Below are 18,843 nucleotides of genomic sequence, written 5' to 3'. Positions count from 1 at the left end.
ATGCTAAATATTAATCATGACACCCAGCTCGCCGCTGTAGATTTGGGCTCCAACAGTTTTCGTCTCGAGATCGGGCGCGTGGTCGATGGCCAGATTCTGCGCGTGGATTATTTGAAAGAGGCGGTCCGCCAGGGCGGGGACCTGGACGAAGACCGAAATCTGAAACCGCAGGCGTTTGAGCGCGGCCTGAAATGCCTGGCCCGCTTTGGCGAGCGTCTGAAAGATTTCCCGGTAGAACATGTGCGCGCTGTCGCGACGCAAACCCTGCGTGAAGCTACCAATAGCGAAGATTTTATCCGCCAGGCACAAAAAGTCCTGGGCTATCCCATTGAGATTATTTCTGGCGTCGAAGAGGCCAGGCTGATTTATCAGGGCGTCAGCCGCATGTTGCCGCAATCGGACGAAAAGCGTCTGGTGGTGGATATTGGCGGACGCTCTACCGAGTTTATTTTGGGTCAACACTTCCGCGCCACGGTAACGGAATCCTTGCGCCTGGGCTCGGTGGGCTGGTCACAAAAATATTTTGCCGATGGCCAGTTTAGCGAACGTAATTTTGAACGCGCCGAAATTGCCGCCGAGTCGATTATCGACATGATTGCCAACCGCTATGTCGGAAAAGCAGAAGTGGCCTATGGTGCCTCGGGCACGGTGGGCGCGGTCGCCGATGTGTTGGCAGGCGCAGGCTTCGCGGCTGACCGCATTGAACGCGCGCAGCTGGAGTGGCTAAAGCAGACACTGATCAAAGCCAAATCTCCAGACCGGCTGAACATGGAAGGCCTCAAGGATGACCGGCGTGCAGTGATTGGCGGTGGCCTGGCCGTACTGACCGCAGTATTTGATACCTTGAAAATTGACACGCTGATGGTGGCTAACGGCGCGTTAAGGCATGGCGTGCTTTATGACATGCTAAACCCGGAAGATGTCACCGAAGATTTGCGTACTGCGTCGATTGCCAGATTGTGCAAGCAATTTGGTGTCGAAATGGAACATGCCAACAACGTCAGCAAAATGGCGCTGTATTTTTACGACGCCATGCTGGCCTGTGATACGCAGAAGCCACTGCTGCATTGGGCGGCGCTGTGCCATGAAATTGGCTGGGCGATTTCACATACCGATTGCAACAAACACGGCGCCTATATTCTGGATAACACCGAATTGATGGGCTTTGCGCAAAGTGAACTGCATACCATCAGCCTGCTGGTGCTCGGCCATCAAGGCAAGTTACGCAAACTGGATGCAGACTTTGATAATCAGGATTTGGTTTGCCAGCTCATGGCATTGCGTCTGGCCGTAATCTTTTGCCATTCCCGCCGCATGCCCTCGCTCAAGCACCTGCAGCTGGAACGCCATAAACAGCAGTTTATTCTGGCGCTGTCCACGCAATGGGCAAACCAGCATCCGCAGACGCATTACCTGCTGGAGGAAGAGTGCCTGCTGTGGCAAAAACTGGGCTGGCAATTAGAGATTCGACACACGTAAAAAAACGGGCGCCAGGCCCGTTTTTTTGATCAAAACTTAATCTTTTTTCTTTTTCTCTTTTTTCTCGTCTTCTTCTTTGAGCTTGGCCATTTTTTCGCGCCACTCTTGCAATTGCTCGTCTTCAATTTCAAGCTGCAAGGCCAGGGCTTCTTCCTGGCTCAGCTTTTCCTTGATGAAGCGTTTGGGTAATTTACCTCCCATGCGGGACAGAATACGCTCAGCCTCATCGGCAGGTAATTGTTTGACTTTATCCAGATACACTGGATTGACCTTGTCTTTCATAGGACTCCCTTTGATTGTCTACTATCCGGCTGTTTAAACAGACCGGATTTAGCTGTTTTGCAGAATCCAGTCGGTGACCGGATTCCACTGTGCAATGTCGACCTCTTTCAAGGTATTCGACAATTCAAAAATACTGAGGCCTTCTTCGGCGGCAGTGACGTAAATCTGCGAAGAACGCAGCATGGACAGCACAGAAAAGCCTGACTCATCCATAAAGGTCAACAGACGCTCCGCGGAACGCGTACGCGGCATCACCCGCATGCCAACCAGACCCACAAATGTTTTATGTTTACGGACGGCTTTTTCTTCTGCCAGCAATTGCAAAAAGTCTTGCGTCGCCCCGATATCAAATGCAGAAGGCGCCACGGGTACCAGTACCAGGTCGGCTTCAGTCACTGCATCAGAAATTTTTTTGTCCCGCAAACCACCCGGGGAATCGATAATTACCCAGTCGGCCTTTTGCAGGGCGGACTTGCCAAGATCATCGGCATTGTAAACAGTGGCGACATGTGCGGGCCGACGCGCAAGCCAATCTGTGGTTGATTGCTGCCGGTCTATGTCTTCGAGCACAATCTTATGCCCCAGCTGCGCCAGATAGCCAGCAAGATTCGTGGCTAAAGTGGTTTTACCGCTGCCGCCTTTGGTATTTGCCACCAATACCCTGCGCATGCTTCGCTCCCCGTTTCAAGGTGTTGAATTTTGTCATGAAAACCAGCTGATATCACACCATATCAATATGAAATTTTTATGACAATTGATTTTGAACAAAAACAGTATAAACTGTTTTTACTGAACCCAACCAGGAGAATCTCATGGCCAGCAAACCAAATAACAAACCCTTGATCCAGAACAAACCGGCCACGACGCCAGCGAAACCGGCTGCCACCGCCAAAGCGCCTGTTGCCAATAAAACGGCTGCAAAGCCAGTGGCACCCGTAGCAGCCAAGCCAGCAGCCAAACCGGTATTAAAAACGGCTGCAGCGCCTAAAAAAGCGAGCGGCACACCAGCGATCAAGGTCGTGAACAAAGTCGCCACGGCACCTGAAAAAGACAAGGCCGACAAGGACAAACCAAAAACCAACAAGGTAAAAATGGAACGTGACAGCTTTACCATGCCCAAAGAAGAGTACGCACAAATCGCGACTTTGAAAAAACGCCTTGAAGCGCTGGATAAACCCGTCAAGAAAAGCGAATTGTTACGCGCTGGCCTGAAACTGCTGTCTGCCATGGATGATGCAGCATTGAAAGCGACACTGGCCAGCATTCCAGTGATTAAAACCGGCAGACCAAAGAAATAAGTTAGTTCACACGCGGCGCATACAGTGGCGACAGGCCACTACGCGCTTACTTGATCAGCTCGGGGCTTTGCACGCTATATAACTTGTAGGGTGGCCCCGATTTGGGCAAGCGCAGCCACCAGACTGCGCCCTTCTTGATACTGACCTGTCCTTCTGGCAAGCCCAAGGCATGCGCGACCAATTCACCTATCCAGGGCTGGTGTCCGACCAGCATCATCGATTCAAACGGGCTTTGCGCCAGGATTTGCAGTAGCGGCTCTAGCGGCCTTTCCGGCGCCAGACGCGTATCTTCCTGCCAGTCCTCTCCCCAGTAATCCACGGTTTCACGCGTACGCACGGCAGGACTCACCAGCACATACGTTTGTTTGGGCAAGTATTTTTTGAGCCAGGCGGACATTTGCTTGGCTTGTTTGTGTCCCTTGGCGGTCAGCGGCCGCTCGAGGTCAGAGGCCCCATGCATGAGCACCTCTGCTTCTGCATGTCGCCATAAAATCAGGTTTTTAACGGGCATCACACACTTTTATAAAGAATGATACTGGCGCAGTAACAGGTGCTGGCAAGACAAGGGCTCGGCAGCATCAGTCCGCGCGGCCTGTTGATATTGCCCATTCTCACTCAATTGCCAGGCATCCTGATTATCTTGCAGGTAAAGCTGCAGACTTTCGCGGTAAATGCGTTGCTGCATGGCGGGGTCTTTGATTGGCCAGGCCAATTCCACGCGGCGGATCATGTTGCGGCTCATCCAGTCTGCGCTCGACAGCCACATCTGAACCTGACCATCCAGCTCAAAGTAAAACACACGTGAATGCTCGAGCAGGCGACCGACAATGGATCTGACCCGGATGCGGCCTTTGACCGACGGCGCATCGACCGGCAAGATGCAGGCCCCACGCACAATCAAATCAATCTCAACGCCGGCACTGGCGGCCTTCATGAGTGCATTGACCAGCGGGACATCGGTCAGCGCATTCATTTTGGCAATCACCTTGGCGGGCTTGCCCAGTCTGGCCAGGCGCTGCGCCTTTTCCAGCTGCCGGATCATGCTGTTTTGCAGGGTAAACGGCGCCACCAGCAGATGACGCATGGTCGGGATCGGTAACTCACTGGTCAAGTGACGGAAGACGGCTTCCATTTCCTTGGTCAGATTGGCATCCGCGGTCAGCATACTCCAGTCGGTATACAAACGCGTGGTTTTCGGGTTGTAGTTACCGGTGGAAAGATGCCCGTAGCGGTGTATTACCTTGCCCTCACGGCGCATAATCAACAGCATCTTGGCGTGTGTTTTGAGGCCGACCACGCCATACACCACCTGCGCGCCCACCGACTCCAATGCTTCTGCCCAGTTGATGTTGGCTTCTTCGTCAAAACGCGCCTTGAGTTCAACCACCACCAGCACTTCCTTGCCACGGCGCACCGCCTCTTGCAGCAAGCGCAACATGCGTGGATCCGCCCCAGTCCGGTAAATGGTCATGCGAATGGCGAGTACATGCTCATCCTTGACCGCTTCTTCCAGTAGCTGGATCACCACTTCGAAACTCTCGTAAGGCTGGTGAATCAGCAAATCTTTTTCGCGCATTTGCGTCAGCAGCGAAACATTCTTTTTGATGTGCTGCGGCCAGTGTGGCTGGAATGGCACAAACTTGAGATGATCCCCTTTGGCCATGTCTGGCAGCTGAATCAGGCGGCCCAGATTCACCGGACCATTCACGCGGTATAACGCCAGTGGCGGCAGGTTAAATTGCTTGAGTAAAAACTCAGCCAGCGTGTCGTCGCATTCTTGTGTCACCTCAAGCCGCACCGCTTCACCATACTGCCGATGCGCCAGCTCTTCACGTAACGCTGTGCGCAAGTTGATCACATCATCTTCATCCACCTCAAGGTCACTGTTACGGGTGACGCGGAACTGGGAAAAATGCAGGATGCTGGCGCCTTGGAATAAAACTTCCAGATTGGCGCGGATGATGCTGGTCAGTGAGACAAAGCACTGTTCACCCTTGCTGATAGACGGTGGCAATTGCACCAGGCGCGGAACCACACGCGGCGCACGCACAATGGCGATTTTCTCTTCACCATCGACGGCAATGCGCACAATAAAGTTGAGCGATTTATTAGCCACTTGCGGAAAAGGATGCGAAGGGTCCAGCGACACTGGCATCAAGAACGGCAACACTTCACGCTTGAAGTAATTAGACACCCAGGTGGTTTGCTCTGGGGTCCTGACCCCACCCGAGACCAGATGTACGTGCTCTTTTGCCAGCGCCGGCATCAGCGCATCGTTAAACAGCTGGTATTGCTGGGCCACCAGCGCATGCGCCATGGTCGCTACTTGCTCGCAGGTCGACGCAGTCACCGGGCCACTGGTCACGCCTTGCTGATATGCCTCCATCTGCAAAGGCATGCGGACTTCGAAAAACTCGTCAAGGTTATTGGTGACGATACACAAAAAGCGTAAACGCTCCAGCAAGGGATAGTCCTCTCGCTGAGCCAGAGACAACACTCTGGCATTAAAACTGAGGATACTTTGGTCTCTGTCTAGCAGGGCGGGCGTGTTATTTTTCATGGCGGATATTGTATCGGCTGCAATGCTTTCAATTGTGACAGTTTTATGAAATTACATCTTTCTTAATTCACACCAGCCGCTTATAGCTGCGCGACGTGTTGCAATCGCAACCGGGCAGCCGTGGTGATCTCGCTCTTTTCTGCCGCGGAAAGTTTTGCCACATGTTTCACCATCAAACTGGTCCGCGGATTGCGTGCAAACAATGCCTCATGCTTGATTAAAAATGCCCAATACAAGGTGGTGAACGGGCAAGCCTGCGCCCCCGTTTTTTGTTTAGGGTCATATTTGCAGTGCTGGCAATAATTGCTCATGCGCTGGATGTATGCACCACTGGCCACATACGGCTTGCTGGTAAAGCGGCCGCCGTTGGCAAACAGGGCCATACCCGCGACATTGGGTAACTCCACCCACGCCACTGCATCAACATACACCGCCAAAAACCAGTCCGAAACCTGTTGCGGGGACAATTCTGCCAGCGTGGCAAACAAGCCGAGCACCATCAGACGCTGAATATGATGCGCGTAACCATGCTGCAAAGTTTGCCCGATGCACTGCGCTAAACAATGCATGCCAGTTTGCCCCGTCCAGAACCAGGCGGGCAGCGCCCCTTGATGGTTAAAATAATTGGCCTTTTCCAGCGCGGGCATTTCCAGCCAATATACGCCACGGATAAACTCGCGCCAGCCCAAAATCTGCCGGATAAATCCCTCTACACTGGCCAAAGGCGCTTGCCCCTGCCGATAAGCCTGCTCAGCGGCGGCAATCACTTCGCGCGGATTGAGCAATTTGAGGTTTAAGGCCGAGGCCAGCAGTGAATGCCACAAGTATGGCTCTGCTTGCCACATCGCATCTTGATATGGGCCAAACCGCGCCAGCTTTTCTGCAACAAAATGTGCCAGCAAGGTGAGTGCTTGCTCACGGGTGACCGCCCATTGAAAGTCATTCAAGGCTCCCGGATGATCATGAAAGCTCTGATTGACCAGGGTCATCACGGCCTGGGTCACAGCATCAGGTGCAAAAGTAGGTGGTGGCCGCAGGTCTTGTGGCCCCAGCTTGCCCAAAGACTGACGATTGTCCTGGTCATAGTTCCAGTCGCCGCCCTCGGGCGCATCCCCCGCCATCAGAATCTGGTATTTTTTACGCATGCTGCGGTAAAAAAACTCCATGCGCAAAGAAGTATTTTTTTCACCATAGTGATCCGCCCAGCGCTTGAACTGGTCGATGCTGCACATAAAATGGGTGTCTTGCAGCACCTGCAGCGGCGTAGCACATTGCTCAGCTAAGGCCTGTAATTGCTGCCAGATGCGCCAGTCACCGGGCTCACATACTTTGAGGGCGAGAGGCCGATGCTGCTGCACCATCGCTTGCCAAACGGCTGGCAAATCGGGATAAGTGTGATCATCCAGCGCAAAATAGGTCAGCGGAAAGGATTGTGCACGCAAGCACTCGGCAAAATGCCGCATGGCAGAAAGAAACAGGGTAATGCGCTGACGGTGGGACCAGACATGGGTAGATTCTTGCCTGACCTCGGCCATCACAATATGATCTTGCGCAGGATCAAAATCCAGCAGGGCCGGGTTATCCAGCGTGAGCTGGTCACCCAAAATAATCACCAGATGCCTCATGACGGTGTTGTGCGAGGCTGGCGGCGACAACGTTCAGAACAATATTTGACCTTTTCCCAATTTTTAGCCCAGGCCTTGCGCCATGTCATGGGCTTGCCACATTGCTGGCAAAGCTTGCTTGGTAGCTGTGTCTTGTTGCCTTTGAAGTCTGAAATCATGCCTCAAAGACTGGAATGGCGTCCGATGGTTCCTTAAATACCTTTTTTTGCTGATAGCAACGGCTGGCAATCTTGCAGATTTCGATAAAGTCTTCCGCCATCAGCGCCGCGCGCCCGAGCAAGCCGCCATCAATATCGGGCATGCTCAACAGGCTGTGGGCATTTTGCGGGGTCATGCTGCCGCCATACACAATGCGGATTTGGTCGGCAAATTCGCGATCGCGCTCGGCAATCATCATGCGGATAAACGCATGCATCCGTTGTGCCTGATCCGGGCTGGCGTGCTCGCCGGTGCCTATCGCCCACACGGGCTCATAGGCGATCACCATATTGAATTTTTTGGCCAGTGCAAATGCTTCGTCATCCAGACCATACACCACATTCAGCATCTGGTTACGCACAATCAATTCGGCCATATCGCCATCGCGCTCATCCAGGGTTTCACCCACACAAAAAATCGGCGTCAGCCCGGCATGCAGGGCATTGAGCATGCGCTTGGTGGCAACCTGGTTGCTTTCCAGCTTGAGCGCACGGCGCTCGGAATGCCCGATAATGGTGTAGCTGCACCCAAACTCGGCGACCATTTTGGCCGAAATACAGGAGGTAAATGCGCCCTCTGTATACTGGCTGACATTTTGCGCGCCCCAGGCAATGGCCGAATCCTGCAACAGGGCTTGCGCCTGAAACAGGTAGACATAGGGCAGGCAGACCGCCGCATCCATGCCCTGCAGATCGTGCAGTTCTTGCTTGAGACGGTTGAGTAAGCCCTGGTTTTCGAGCAACCCACCGTGTAGCTTCCAGTTACCAACCACTAATTTTTGTCGCATGATGTTTCCTTTATTCATGCCCCCTCGTGCGGATTGTTGATGTGCTCAACTTATGTTTTTACTTGTCTTGTCGTTTTACTGACCTTGTTGCTTGCGTTGATAATGCGTTCAACCCGGTGTCACCGGCGGTTAATAAATAGCCGCCATTTTCTCCAGTGAAATCACCTTGATTTTGCTGGCCTGACCGGCACTGCCAAAAGCCTCAAACCGCTCTTTGCACAAATGCTGCGCCGCGGTAATCGCTTCCTTGAAGTATTTGCGCGGATCGAACTCTTCAGGATGCTCGGCCATATGTGCGCGGATCGCCGCAGTCATTGCCAGACGGATATCGGTATCAATATTGACCTTGCGCACCCCGTTTTTAATGCCCTCGACAATTTGAGACACTGGCACGCCATAGGTTTCCTTGATATTGCCACCATATTGCCGGATCTGCTCCAGTAAAGACTGTGGCACGCTGGAGGAACCATGCATCACCAGATGCGTATTGGGGATTTTGGCGTGAATCTCGCGAATGCGTTTAATCGACAAGGTTTCGGCTGAAGGCGGCCGTGTAAATTTATAGGCGCCATGGCTGGTCCCAATGGCAATCGCCAGCGCATCGACCTTGGTGGCCGAGACAAAGGCAGCCGCTTCATCGGGGTCCGTCAGCAGCTGTGACTCGTCCAGCTTGCCTTCGGCGCCGACGCCATCTTCCTCGCCAGCCATGCCGGTTTCAAGCGAACCCAACACCCCGAGCTCGCCTTCCACCGAGACACCCACCGCATGCGCAAACTCAACCACTCGGCGGGTCATCTCGACGTTGTATTCATAACTGGCCGGCGTTTTGCCGTCCTCTTTGAGCGAACCATCCATCATCACGCTGGAAAAACCACTACGGATCGCCATCTGGCAGACCTTGGGCGAAGCGCCATGGTCCTGGTGCATACACACCGGAATATGCGGATACTGCTCAATCGCTGCTTCCACCATTTTGCGCAGAAAAGACTCGCCCGCATAACCGCGCGCACCGGCAGAGGCCTGCAAAATCACCGGGCTATCCACTTCATCTGCCGCCTTCATGATGGAGAGAATCTGTTCCATATTGTTGATATTGAAGGCGGGCAGTCCATAACTGTGTTCGGCCGCGTGGTCCAATAATTGTCTGAGCGAAATTAATGCCATATGTCACACTCCTTTAGTCGGTAGCTTGCGGATGATCACTGCCTTGCCAATGATACTCGCGCAAGCGCTGTATTTCCTGTTTGGCGCCTAACAGTACCGGCACGCGTTGATGACAACTGTCCGGCTGGATAGCCAGAATCGGCTGCTTGCCGTCTATGCTCTCGCCCCCGGCCTGGCTTACCAGCAAGCTCATCGGGCTTGCTTCATAAAGTAATCTTAACCGCCCGGCCCTGACAGGTTGCTTACGGTCGTGTGGATAAAGAAACACGCCGCCTCGGGTTAAAATCCGGTGCACATCCATGACCATACTGGCGCACCAGCGCATATTGAAGTCGCGACCGCGCGGACCATCGGCGCCTTGCAGGCATTCGTTGATGTAACGCTGCATGGCAGGCGCCCAGTAGCGCTGGTTACTGGCATTGATGGCAAATTCCGAGGTCTCCTCGGCGATTTGTACCGTTTGCTGGGTCAACATAAAGGTATTGCTGTCATGATCCAGCGTAAACACATGGGTGCCTTGCCCCAGCGTCAGCACCATCAACGTTGCCGGCCCATACATGAGATAGGCTGCGGCACGCTGGTCCTGGCCAGGTTGTAAAAAGGCCTGCTCACCGAGGGTAGAGACCCCAATATTCGGCAGCACCGAAAAAATACTGCCGACCACGCCGTTAATCGCCAGGTTAGAAGAGCCATCCAGCGGATCCATACTGACCAAAAATGGTGCATCCAGCGTCTCAAACAGCACCGGATGATCTTCTTCTTCAGACAGGACGCCCGCCACCACCGCAGAGGCACGCAATTGCGCAATCGCCAATTCGTGACTGCGGATATCCAGCTTCATCTGCGTTTCGCCCTGCACGTTGGTGCTGGTCATTTTTTCGGTCACGCCCTGCAGCGCCCCTTGGCGGATCAGCGCCGCAATCTCAATGCCCGCCTGGGCCAAATGAGAGACCAGTACATTCAGGCCGTGATTTACAGAGACTTTTTCTAAGAACACCTCTAATTGCATGGCAATCACCTTCAGGTTGAATATTGTTAGGCCATGTCACACTGTAACATTGATAGCCGTCATTAAAAGAGCGATGACGCACTGAAATCCAGTGCAGTTATCCCGCACAGGCTATAAAGAATTGCATGCAATGTTTATGCCTGCTATCTGGTAGACGCCCTCACACTGACAATGTTCAACCCAATTGATGACAGCCATGCTGTCGCAGCGGCGAATAGTTAAGTTGGCAGAGTGGAAGCTACTGCAGAAAGTAGCTGTTGAATCGCCTGCTGCGCGGCAATAAAACCCGCACTCGCCGTCACGCAGATACTGGAACCATAGCCCGCACAATGCAGGCCAGTCAGGCCCGCTTGAGGCGTCTCGCAAGCCTCCTGCGGGCGTTCCACGGGCTCATCTGAATACACGGCTATCAGGCCAAACTTGCTTGATTTTTTGTGATCCGAGGCTTTGGGAAAGCCATGGTCACGGCGCAATTGATTACGCACTTTTGACAGCATGCGGTCACCCTGCACATGCGCGAGGTCCGCCAGGCGCAACCGCGTCGCATCAAGCTTGCCCCCGGCGCTGCCGACCATCACCAGCGGCAAGCGGTGTTGTTTGCAATAAGCAGCCAGCGCAATTTTGGCTTTGGTATCATCCATGCAGTCCACAATCAGGTCTGGTTGCCCGGCCAGCATTTGCGCGAGATTGTCCGGCGTCACAAAATCCTCAATCTCGTTCACGACACATACGGGATTAATTTCGGCAATCCGCTCCTGCATGGCTGTGACCTTGGCCTTGCCCAGATTGCCTGACAGTGCATGAATCTGGCGATTCATGTTCGATTCGGCAATATTATCCAGGTCTACCAGCGTGAGCTTGCCCACCGCATTGCGCGCCAGTGCCTCGGCGGCCCAAGAGCCGACGCCACCGATGCCGATCACCATGACATGCGCTTGCTGCAAACGCGCCAGGCCCGGCTCCCCATACAAGCGGCGCACGCCGGAAAAGCGGCGCGCCATCTCGACATCGACAGACAAGTCCAAATCCATTACCCCTAGCTTGTTTCCAGCACCACATACGCCAGGGCAAGATTTTTCTCATCACTGATGCTGATATGCGACTGGTGGATATGATGCTGTTTGAGAAAAGCCTGCAAGGCGGTAGATAATTGCAGCAAGGGACGCCCCAAGGCATCATGCGTCACCGCGATGTTATGGAAGCTGACTTCACCGCGAATGCCGGTACCGATGGCTTTGGCAAAGGCTTCTTTCGCCGCAAACCGTTTGGCCAGAAAGCGGGCTTTGAGCTGGCTGGCCTCATAATCCGGCCACTCAACCTCTGCCAGAATACGCTTGGCAAAGGCGTCACCAAACTGCTCAAGCGAAGACTGAATCCGCTCGACCTCGACAATATCCGTGCCTATCCCATAAATCATCGCCACTCCTCAGTTACAGTGCCATCCGATTATCTGGGCGCAAACTCTTTCATCAGAGATTTCATTTCACTGACCGCATGGTCCCAGCCCACAAACAAGGCATGCGCCACAATCGCGTGGCCGATATTCAGCTCTTCAAAGCCTGGCAAGCGCGCAATATGATGCACATTGTGATAATGCAGGCCATGCCCGGCATTCACCACCAAGCCGGCGGCTTTGGCATGGTTTAGCGCGGTGGTAATTTTATCCAGTTCGGCCAGTTGCGCTTTTTCAGTTTCCGCATCGGCAAAGGTGCCGGTATGCAACTCAATCACAGGTGCGCCCATCTTGGCGGCGGCATCAATTTGCGCCAGATCGGGTGCAATAAACAAGGAGACACGGATACCTTGCTCAGACAGTTTTTTAACGGCGTGTTCGACTTTGGCATAGTGGGTCAATACATCCAGCCCGCCTTCCGTCGTGCGTTCTTCACGCCGCTCTGGCACCAGGCAGACATCCTGTGGTTTAACCTGAATGGCGATATCAATCATCTCGCTGGTCACCGCACATTCCAGGTTCATTTTGGTTTGCAGTAACGGCCGCAAGGCAAAAATATCCGCATCCTGCATGTGGCGCCTATCCTCGCGCAAATGTAGCGTGATGCTGTCAGCGCCGGATTGTTCTGCACGCAATGCAGCCTGCACCACGCTGGGGTATTTGGTGCCACGCGCCTGACGGATGGTGGCCACGTGATCGATATTGACGCCTAGTTTTAACATAGTTAACTGATAAGAGAACGGACAAAGCCCTATTTTACCTGCTGACAGTGTAAAACCATACCATTAAGCGCTGCCATCAACCATCAATCTGCGGAGCAGTCTGTGTAGATCACCAGCAAATGGGACCACAGTGCATGCCTAGGCCGCTGTCACGCGAATATATCTCGGCCGTCATTAAAGATTAATCCGCGTCCGTCATCATGCCCGCGTAGTAAACACTTTCAACACTACCATGCCCCAGCCTGGGGATGTTAATCAAGCGGGATAATTGTGAATAAATCAAAAGTATTTAAATCAACGGCCATGGTGGCCGCTGTCGCGGGCCTGTCATTCGGTGCCGTGTCGTTAGTCTCTGGCCTGGAAGTCAAGCCTATGCCTGCCCCTACAGAAGGTAAAGGTTCCTGGATGGCTGGTGACCTGCATACCCATACCGTGGAGTCTGATGACTCTCGTACGACGCAGACCCTGGACTTTTTGCTAGACAAGGCGCTGGGTACTTACAAACTGGACTGGATGATTCTCAGCAATCATTTACGCTCTTCCAAATATGATCAGAACGGCAATTTGCTGGCCAAACCCGTGCCATTTGCCTATGCGATGGAGTCGATTGAGATTCCGCACGTGAAAGACATGCAGGCAGGCGGCACTTACGCAGACAAGATGATACTCTCGGCTGCAGAATGGGATATGCCTACCCATGACCATGCCAATGTAGTCATGTTCCAGAATGAATCGACGCTGGAGACGTCCACCGATGGTGCCAAAGAATTCCAGTATCTGTTTACCACCCTGTCTGAATCGTTGTTTAACCCGCAGGATGTCGCGGCCTGGAAAAACAGGAATGGTTCGATTCGCCCGAACCAAACCGGCGCAGACGCCTTGTCCGCGATCGCTTGGTTAAAAACCCATTATCCGACCACCAGCTTTGCCACCATCAACCACCCGTCTCGCAATCCAAACAAATATACGATCAAGGACTTTCGTCAAATGAATGACTTGGCCCCGGATATCGTGTTTATGATTGAAGGCATGGTCGGTAACCAGATGGAGCCTGACCGTGGCGGCTATACCTCTGCCTATATTGACGCGAACCTGCCTAACCGCACCTATGGCGGCGTGGACGCCGTTGTTGCCAAAGTGGGCGGCGTATGGGATGCGCTGTTAGGCGAAGGTCGCCACGTTTGGAACATCGCAGACTCCGATTCACACTTCAAGATTGATGCAGCCAGCAATAGCAGCGGCTACTATCCAGGCGAATATGCCAAGAACTACGTGTGGATGCCAGAAAGCGGCAAAGGCACAGCCACCGGCTTGATCGCCAGCCTGCGTGAAGGCCGCATGTTTGGCGTGTTTGGTGACTTGATCAATGCGTTGGACTTCCGCGTCGTTGGTTCGTCTGGCACCGCATTTATGGGCCAGGAAATCAAGGTTGGTGCGGGTGAAAAAATCAAATTGACCATGCGCTTCAAGAGCCCGGATCTCAACAATTACCTGAAGCCGGTTGATGGCAACACCCTCGCCAACATGAAACCTGTGGTCAACCATGTGGACTTAATTGTCGGTGATGTCACGCCCAAAGCCAGCCCGGACTCTGCGGCTTACAACGTTGCCACCAACCCGTCTACACGCGTGCTGAAGCGATTCACCGCAGCCGACTGGAAAGTAGGCAAAGATGGGTTTGCCTCGGTGACTGTGCAGCTGGTCGCCAACAAAAACCAGTACTTCAGATTGCGCGGCACTAACCTGGCGGTGGATGCGCCTGGGTTCAGCTACAACGGCGAACCGCTGGCAGACCAGAAAACCTGGGTACTGAACAATCAGGGCGGCGTGGATAACAATGGTCGTGTCAACGCGATTAACGACCGCAACTACAGCAGCCTGTGGTTTTACTCCAACCCGGTGTTCGTTTCCGTTCGTTAAGATGAAATAGGAGGCGCAAGACGCGCCTCTTCATCGACACATGACGGGCGTTTGATTGATTTAACTTTTTTAGGATTTGTGATGCAATTGATTAAATATTTAGTAGTGTTTCTGGCGCTCACCTTTGCTGGTAGCGGTGTAGCACTGGCCGATTATCGTTACAACATTGTGGCGGTCGATGATGTGAATGGCGACCCAACCTTCTCTGGCAGCATGACCACCAGCGCGCCATTTTCATTAAACTATAATTTCAGCGTGCTGGACTTTGTCCTGAATGACCCCTTGGACAACGTCAGCTATCGCTCTAGCGATTCCAGCATTAGCATAGACAAACAGGGGTTTACGTTTGCAGCCAATAACGGCGCGTCGACGTTTATCCTGACGTTGTATCCTGATAATAGCTATTTCTCTGAGTTCACCGCACAGGGACTATCCACGGTCAGCAATTCGGGCTATTTCAGTTTTGTTCAGCAAGCAACTGCCGTTCCTGAGCCAGAAACCAACGCCATGCTCCTGGCTGGCTTGGCTGTGTTTGGCTTGCTGGCACGTCGCCAACAGAAAGCCGCCTAAATTCAGGCCGGCTTTGTGAGACGTATTAAGCAAGGCCGAATCTAGCGCTGCCGGTCAGCTTATGACTGGACACCAAGCCAAGGTGAGTGCTGATCTGTCACTCACCTTGCACCCCCCGAGATCATTCCCAGTCGAACGCGAGATCGCGCCAATGACGGACTCAGAACCCTTGTAAATCCACCAGCAATTGCCGGGTATGCAAGGGCTTTTCACCCAGATAATGCTGTAATAAATAACGCATCAACTGCTTGCTTTGCGCTTGAGTGGTGCTATCGCTGTAGTCGCCACGCGCCATTTGTAAGAGCGTATTACCCAGAATCAGCAGGCCGTTTTTAGTGGCAGACGGATCACAAGCGCCATAATCTGCCTCAAAACGGTAGGTGCTATCGGCATGGATGATTTCACCATGTTCATCATGGGTGAGCGGAACGGCGTAGCCGAGTTCTTGCAACATTTTGAGTTCAAACTTGCGCATGACCATGGCCAGTTGCGTGCCATCTACCGGCATCGGCAGGGCCGACAGTGTCTGTACGGTTTGTGCGTAATATTCAAATAGCTGCACATGGGCATCGTCGCGCGGCAGCAGCCGCAGCAACAGCTCGTTCATGTAAAAGCCGCACATCAGCGCATCGCCCCTGAGCAAGGTGAGGCCGGTCATCCACTCCAAGTCATGCAGGGTTTTGAGTTCATTTTTACCCGACCAGGTGCCAGCCAGTTGCTGAAAAGATTGCAGCATGCCACGCATGGCTGAAAGCGGGCGGCGCGCGCCTTTAGCCACGGCGGCAATGCGGCCCAGGTCGCGACTGAACATTTCGACGACCAGGCTGGTTTCTTTAAAGGGGTAGGTATGAAGAATGAAAACCGGTTGCAGACTTTGTTTGTGACTGCCTGAATCAGAAGGTTTTACTGCCATGTGGATGCCAGTAGAAAAGAACCTGCCAGGCTAGAAACCCAGGCTTTTTAGCGCGCGCGCATCGTCTGCCCAACCACCTTTTACCTTGACCCAGGTTTCAAGATAGACTTTGGAGCCAAACAGCTTTTCCATGTCCTGGCGCGCTTCGGTTGAAATCTGTTTTAATTTCTCGCCACCCTTGCCAATGATCATGGGCTTCTGGCTTTCTTTATCGACAATGATCGCCGCAAAAATGCGGCGCAGGTTTTTCACCGTTTCAAACTTTTCAATTTCTACCGTCACCGAGTAAGGCACTTCATCACCCAACAGGCGGAACACTTTTTCGCGTACCAGCTCAGCGGCCAGAAAGCGCTCGTTTTTATCCGTCAGTTCATCTTCGGCATACATGGCAGCTTGCTCGGGCAGATGCTCGCGAATCGCGGCTAACAGCTCATCCAGATAAAGATTCTTTTTGGCACTAACCGGGATAATGCCCGCAAAGTCAAACAGCAAGTCAAAGTCCTGAATCAGGGGTAGCAAGTTGCCTTTGTCGCCCATGAGGTCGGCTTTATTCACCACCAGCAATACCGGTTTGTTCTTAGGCAGCAGTTTAAGCACCAGCTCATCGGCCTCGCCCAGTTTCATCGGCTCGATCACAAACAGCACTACATCGACTTCGGTCAATACCTGGGTGACGGTCTTATTAAGCGACTTATTGAGCGCGTTAATATGCTTTTGCTGAAAACCCGGGGTATCGACAAACAAAAACTGCGTGTCTTCAGTGGTATGAATCCCGAGCAGACGGTGACGGGTAGTCTGCGCCTTGCGCGAAGTAATCGCCAGCTTCATGCCCAGAATATGGTTGAGCAAGGTCGATTTGCCCACATTGGGCCTGCCTACGATGGCAATGGTGCCGCAACGGAAATGGTCTGAGGCTGTTGTCTGTTCTGTCATGATTGTATCTTGTCCATGGCCAATTTGGCCGCTTGTTGCTCAGCCACGCGGCGGCTGGTGCCCACACCTGTGGTCGTCAACTTGAGTTTTTTAATTTTACATTGCACGGTAAACGTTTGTGCATGTGCTTCGCCTTCGATAGACACCACCTGATATTCAGGCAAATCCATTTTTTTGCTTTGCAGGTATTCTTGCAACTGCGATTTGGCATCCTTGTCGATCGATGTTGGATCTATGGTCTGCAGCTTGTCGCGATACAACAACGCCACCACCTGCTGCGCAGAGTCAAACCCGCCATCCAGATAGACAGCACCGACAATCGCCTCCAGCGCATCGGCCAGAATAGACGGGCGACGCCAACCAGCACTTTTCAACTCTCCCTCGCCCAACTTGAGCGCATCGCCCAAATGCAGGCTGATGGCAATCTCGGCCAGGCTGGATTCTTTGACCAGCTTGGCCCGCAGTCGGCTTAAATCGCCTTCGGGGATATCAGGAAACAAATTGAACAGCTGGTGCGCAATAATAAAGTTTAAAACGCTATCGCCTAAAAACTCCAGCCGCTCATTATTAGTGGCCGAAAAGCTGCGGTGCGTGAGCGCCTGCTGCAACAAGTCAGGTTGCGAAAATTGGTAACCAATTCTGGTTTGTAAGACAGGCAGTAAGCTCATTGAATGACGATCCCTTTTGCCACTAGGGTTTGCTGGCAGCATCAAAATCAATCAACAGAGACATGGTCTCAGTGAGCGGTATCTTTTTCTGGTAACGCATGGCCACCGCCCCTGCACTGATTTCGAGCTCACGGCTGGAAACGTCTTTAATACTATCGACCTGCATCTGACGATCAAACGCCGTACGCATGTCCTGCTCGCTTTGCAACAGCGGGTCATGCGCAATCCGGTTAATCGTGGATTGAATCGAGAAATACTCCATATAGGCAGGCAAGGCTTTCAAGGCGACTAGGCCCAAAATGCCAAATGCCGTCAGTACCAGTAAAAAACCGATAAAGCCGATCCCGTGTTGATCAGAAATCTTTGAGTATTTCATAGATGCTTTCCTCAAAAAGAGACGTCTCGCCACGGCTGACCGCAGCATTAGCCGATACGTTGCCCGATACGGCGCCACTGGTCAAAATTGAACCAGATAAAGAAGGCTTTTCCCACCAGATGTTTTTCGGCGACAAAGCCCCAGACACGGCTGTCAGAACTATTGTCACGGTTATCGCCCATGGCAAAGTATTCGCCTTCAGGCACGGTAATGGTTTCGCCCTGCATGAAGCGGTCACCCAGACTACCTGGGCCATATTGGTTCATGATGTCATGAATCAGTACATCATGCTTGACGTCGCCCAGTTGCTCGCTCAGGCGTGAGGCGGTGACATCCACCGCACGGGCGTTGCCGCTTTCGTCGTTAACGCTCAAGGCATATTGGTAAGGCGCGATAAAATCCAGGCTAATCACCTTGCCGTTAATAGTCAGCTGTTTGTCACGGTACTGAATCTTGTCGCCGGGCAGACCAACCACACGCTTGATATAGTCGATTGATGGGTCTGGCGGATAATGAAACACAAATACGTCACCACGCTGCGGCTTACCCATGGGGTAAAACACATTATTGAGGATGGGTACACGCAGGCCATAGGTGAATTTATTGACCAGAATATAGTCACCCGCCAACAGCGTCGGCATCATCGAGCCGGAAGGAATCTTGAATGGCTCGACGATAAATGAGCGGACGGTAAATACCAGCAGAATGACCGGGAAAAAGCTTTTACTGTATTCCACATACCATGGATCAGGCACCTCTCCGAGCGCACCGGCTTGGCGCTGCTTGCGCAGCACCAGGATATCCAGCAGCCAGATCACCCCTGACACCAGCAAAATCACCAACATAAAAATTGCAAAATACATGCTTGTTTCCTGAGTAAGCACCA

Annotated in this window: 21 protein-coding genes; 4 read left to right on the top strand and 17 right to left on the bottom strand. The window is 52.8% G+C overall.

Annotated features, from left to right (window positions below):
- Positions 1–1,479, top strand: coding sequence for an exopolyphosphatase (gene ppx, locus Q9292_RS09430; RefSeq protein WP_194749505.1), 1,479 nt, complete (start codon positions 1–3; stop codon positions 1,477–1,479).
- Between the two features lie 36 nt (positions 1,480–1,515).
- Here ppx and Q9292_RS09425 read toward each other — a convergent pair whose 3' ends face one another.
- Together Q9292_RS09425 and Q9292_RS09420 are read right to left on the bottom strand one after the other, a co-directional pair.
- Positions 1,516–1,761 (bottom strand): hypothetical protein, encoded by a 246-nt coding sequence (locus Q9292_RS09425; protein WP_194749504.1) that lies wholly within the window; start codon positions 1,759–1,761, stop codon positions 1,516–1,518.
- 48 nt (positions 1,762–1,809) lie between these two features.
- The gene (locus Q9292_RS09420; RefSeq protein WP_313987259.1) at positions 1,810–2,430 is read right to left on the bottom strand and encodes a ParA family protein; all 621 of its coding nucleotides are present in this window, start codon (positions 2,428–2,430) and stop codon (positions 1,810–1,812) included.
- A 143-nt stretch (positions 2,431–2,573) separates the two neighbouring features.
- On the opposite strand from Q9292_RS09420, the gene Q9292_RS09415 reads away from it, so the two are divergent.
- Positions 2,574–3,059 carry a hypothetical protein gene (locus Q9292_RS09415; protein ID WP_275356775.1) on the top strand — a complete coding sequence of 162 codons (486 nt, stop codon included), beginning with the start codon at positions 2,574–2,576 and terminating at the stop codon, positions 3,057–3,059.
- A 46-nt stretch (positions 3,060–3,105) separates the two neighbouring features.
- On the opposite strand, the gene Q9292_RS09410 is transcribed toward Q9292_RS09415, so the two are convergent.
- The 10 genes from Q9292_RS09410 to pdxJ form a co-directional block, all read right to left on the bottom strand.
- Entirely contained in the window at positions 3,106–3,570 is a 465-nt protein-coding gene (locus tag Q9292_RS09410; RefSeq protein WP_194749501.1) for a SixA phosphatase family protein, read from the bottom strand.
- Positions 3,571–3,579: 9 nt separating this feature from the next.
- Positions 3,580–5,619: a polyphosphate kinase 1 gene (gene ppk1 / locus Q9292_RS09405; RefSeq protein WP_313987253.1), complete on the bottom strand. Its 2,040-nt coding sequence runs from the start codon at positions 5,617–5,619 to the stop codon at positions 3,580–3,582.
- 80 nt (positions 5,620–5,699) lie between these two features.
- Entirely contained in the window at positions 5,700–7,244 is a 1,545-nt protein-coding gene (locus tag Q9292_RS09400; protein ID WP_313987250.1) for a cryptochrome/photolyase family protein, read from the bottom strand.
- A complete protein-coding gene (locus tag Q9292_RS14330) occupies positions 7,241–7,402 on the bottom strand; it encodes a DUF2256 domain-containing protein (protein WP_409934490.1) in 162 nt (53 codons plus the stop codon). Before Q9292_RS14330 ends, Q9292_RS09400 begins: the two co-directional genes overlap by 4 nt.
- The gene (tpiA, locus tag Q9292_RS09390; RefSeq protein WP_313987247.1) at positions 7,399–8,229 is read right to left on the bottom strand and encodes a triose-phosphate isomerase; all 831 of its coding nucleotides are present in this window, start codon (positions 8,227–8,229) and stop codon (positions 7,399–7,401) included. Before tpiA ends, Q9292_RS14330 begins: the two co-directional genes overlap by 4 nt.
- Before the next feature lie 129 nt (positions 8,230–8,358).
- Entirely contained in the window at positions 8,359–9,393 is a 1,035-nt protein-coding gene (gene fba, locus Q9292_RS09385; RefSeq protein WP_313987244.1) for a class II fructose-bisphosphate aldolase, read from the bottom strand.
- Between the two features lie 13 nt (positions 9,394–9,406).
- Complete coding sequence (locus tag Q9292_RS09380; RefSeq protein ID WP_313987241.1) at positions 9,407–10,402, bottom strand: class 1 fructose-bisphosphatase; 996 nt, start codon at positions 10,400–10,402, stop codon at positions 9,407–9,409.
- A 218-nt stretch (positions 10,403–10,620) separates the two neighbouring features.
- Entirely contained in the window at positions 10,621–11,433 is an 813-nt protein-coding gene (locus Q9292_RS09375; RefSeq protein WP_313987239.1) for a tRNA threonylcarbamoyladenosine dehydratase, read from the bottom strand.
- Between the two features lie 5 nt (positions 11,434–11,438).
- On the bottom strand, positions 11,439–11,819 hold the full coding sequence (gene acpS, locus Q9292_RS09370) for a holo-ACP synthase (RefSeq protein ID WP_313987237.1): 381 nt from the start codon (positions 11,817–11,819) through the stop codon (positions 11,439–11,441).
- 29 nt (positions 11,820–11,848) lie between these two features.
- Positions 11,849–12,577: a pyridoxine 5'-phosphate synthase gene (gene pdxJ, locus Q9292_RS09365; protein ID WP_313987234.1), complete on the bottom strand. Its 729-nt coding sequence runs from the start codon at positions 12,575–12,577 to the stop codon at positions 11,849–11,851.
- Positions 12,578–12,847: 270 nt separating this feature from the next.
- Here pdxJ and Q9292_RS09360 point away from each other — a divergent pair, with 270 nt between their 5' ends.
- On the top strand, positions 12,848–14,497 hold the full coding sequence (locus Q9292_RS09360) for a hypothetical protein (protein WP_313987232.1): 1,650 nt from the start codon (positions 12,848–12,850) through the stop codon (positions 14,495–14,497).
- An 81-nt stretch (positions 14,498–14,578) separates the two neighbouring features.
- Positions 14,579–15,067, top strand: coding sequence for a PEP-CTERM sorting domain-containing protein (locus Q9292_RS09355; protein ID WP_313987229.1), 489 nt, complete (start codon positions 14,579–14,581; stop codon positions 15,065–15,067).
- A 160-nt stretch (positions 15,068–15,227) separates the two neighbouring features.
- On the opposite strand, the gene recO is transcribed toward Q9292_RS09355, so the two are convergent.
- Genes recO through lepB form a run of 5 tightly spaced genes read right to left on the bottom strand, consistent with a single transcriptional unit; the run spans position 15,228 to position 18,820 of the window.
- Entirely contained in the window at positions 15,228–15,980 is a 753-nt protein-coding gene (gene recO, locus Q9292_RS09350; protein WP_194749482.1) for a DNA repair protein RecO, read from the bottom strand.
- Between the two features lie 30 nt (positions 15,981–16,010).
- Entirely contained in the window at positions 16,011–16,913 is a 903-nt protein-coding gene (era, locus tag Q9292_RS09345) for a GTPase Era (RefSeq protein ID WP_194749481.1), read from the bottom strand.
- Positions 16,910–17,581: a ribonuclease III gene (gene rnc, locus Q9292_RS09340; protein ID WP_313987224.1), complete on the bottom strand. Its 672-nt coding sequence runs from the start codon at positions 17,579–17,581 to the stop codon at positions 16,910–16,912. The genes era and rnc overlap by 4 nt, the downstream gene beginning before the upstream one ends.
- 22 nt (positions 17,582–17,603) lie before the next feature.
- The gene (locus Q9292_RS09335; protein ID WP_194749479.1) at positions 17,604–17,957 is read right to left on the bottom strand and encodes a DUF4845 domain-containing protein; all 354 of its coding nucleotides are present in this window, start codon (positions 17,955–17,957) and stop codon (positions 17,604–17,606) included.
- Between the two features lie 47 nt (positions 17,958–18,004).
- Positions 18,005–18,820 carry a signal peptidase I gene (gene lepB, locus Q9292_RS09330; protein WP_194749478.1) on the bottom strand — a complete coding sequence of 272 codons (816 nt, stop codon included), beginning with the start codon at positions 18,818–18,820 and terminating at the stop codon, positions 18,005–18,007.
- Positions 18,821–18,843: the final 23 nt, after the last annotated feature.

Source organism: Methylophilus sp. VKM B-3414, from assembly GCF_032248435.1.
Classification (GTDB): Bacteria; Pseudomonadota; Gammaproteobacteria; order Burkholderiales; family Methylophilaceae; genus Methylophilus; species Methylophilus glucosoxydans.
This window is presented reverse-complemented; position numbering and strand designations above follow the sequence as displayed.

What these genes read in the sequence shown, in the direction of transcription:
- Q9292_RS09355 (WP_313987229.1), top strand. Translation starts at nt 14,579, where the DNA reads ATGCAATTGATTAAATATTTAGTAGTGTTTCTGGCGCTCACCTTTGCT.
- Q9292_RS09420 (WP_313987259.1), bottom strand. Translation starts at nt 2,430, where the DNA reads ATGCGCAGGGTATTGGTGGCAAATACCAAAGGCGGCAGCGGTAAAACC.
- Q9292_RS09425 (WP_194749504.1), bottom strand. Translation starts at nt 1,761, where the DNA reads ATGAAAGACAAGGTCAATCCAGTGTATCTGGATAAAGTCAAACAATTA.
- lepB (WP_194749478.1), bottom strand. Translation starts at nt 18,820, where the DNA reads ATGTATTTTGCAATTTTTATGTTGGTGATTTTGCTGGTGTCAGGGGTG.
- pdxJ (WP_313987234.1), bottom strand. Translation starts at nt 12,577, where the DNA reads ATGTTAAAACTAGGCGTCAATATCGATCACGTGGCCACCATCCGTCAG.
- rnc (WP_313987224.1), bottom strand. Translation starts at nt 17,581, where the DNA reads ATGAGCTTACTGCCTGTCTTACAAACCAGAATTGGTTACCAATTTTCG.
- recO (WP_194749482.1), bottom strand. Translation starts at nt 15,980, where the DNA reads ATGGCAGTAAAACCTTCTGATTCAGGCAGTCACAAACAAAGTCTGCAA.
- era (WP_194749481.1), bottom strand. Translation starts at nt 16,913, where the DNA reads ATGACAGAACAGACAACAGCCTCAGACCATTTCCGTTGCGGCACCATT.
- tpiA (WP_313987247.1), bottom strand. Translation starts at nt 8,229, where the DNA reads ATGCGACAAAAATTAGTGGTTGGTAACTGGAAGCTACACGGTGGGTTG.
- Q9292_RS14330 (WP_409934490.1), bottom strand. Translation starts at nt 7,402, where the DNA reads ATGATTTCAGACTTCAAAGGCAACAAGACACAGCTACCAAGCAAGCTT.
- fba (WP_313987244.1), bottom strand. Translation starts at nt 9,393, where the DNA reads ATGGCATTAATTTCGCTCAGACAATTATTGGACCACGCGGCCGAACAC.
- ppx (WP_194749505.1), top strand. Translation starts at nt 1, where the DNA reads ATGCTAAATATTAATCATGACACCCAGCTCGCCGCTGTAGATTTGGGC.
- Q9292_RS09410 (WP_194749501.1), bottom strand. Translation starts at nt 3,570, where the DNA reads ATGCCCGTTAAAAACCTGATTTTATGGCGACATGCAGAAGCAGAGGTG.
- Q9292_RS09400 (WP_313987250.1), bottom strand. Translation starts at nt 7,244, where the DNA reads ATGAGGCATCTGGTGATTATTTTGGGTGACCAGCTCACGCTGGATAAC.
- ppk1 (WP_313987253.1), bottom strand. Translation starts at nt 5,619, where the DNA reads ATGAAAAATAACACGCCCGCCCTGCTAGACAGAGACCAAAGTATCCTC.
- acpS (WP_313987237.1), bottom strand. Translation starts at nt 11,819, where the DNA reads ATGATTTATGGGATAGGCACGGATATTGTCGAGGTCGAGCGGATTCAG.
- Q9292_RS09415 (WP_275356775.1), top strand. Translation starts at nt 2,574, where the DNA reads ATGGCCAGCAAACCAAATAACAAACCCTTGATCCAGAACAAACCGGCC.
- Q9292_RS09335 (WP_194749479.1), bottom strand. Translation starts at nt 17,957, where the DNA reads ATGAAATACTCAAAGATTTCTGATCAACACGGGATCGGCTTTATCGGT.
- Q9292_RS09375 (WP_313987239.1), bottom strand. Translation starts at nt 11,433, where the DNA reads ATGGATTTGGACTTGTCTGTCGATGTCGAGATGGCGCGCCGCTTTTCC.
- Q9292_RS09380 (WP_313987241.1), bottom strand. Translation starts at nt 10,402, where the DNA reads ATGCAATTAGAGGTGTTCTTAGAAAAAGTCTCTGTAAATCACGGCCTG.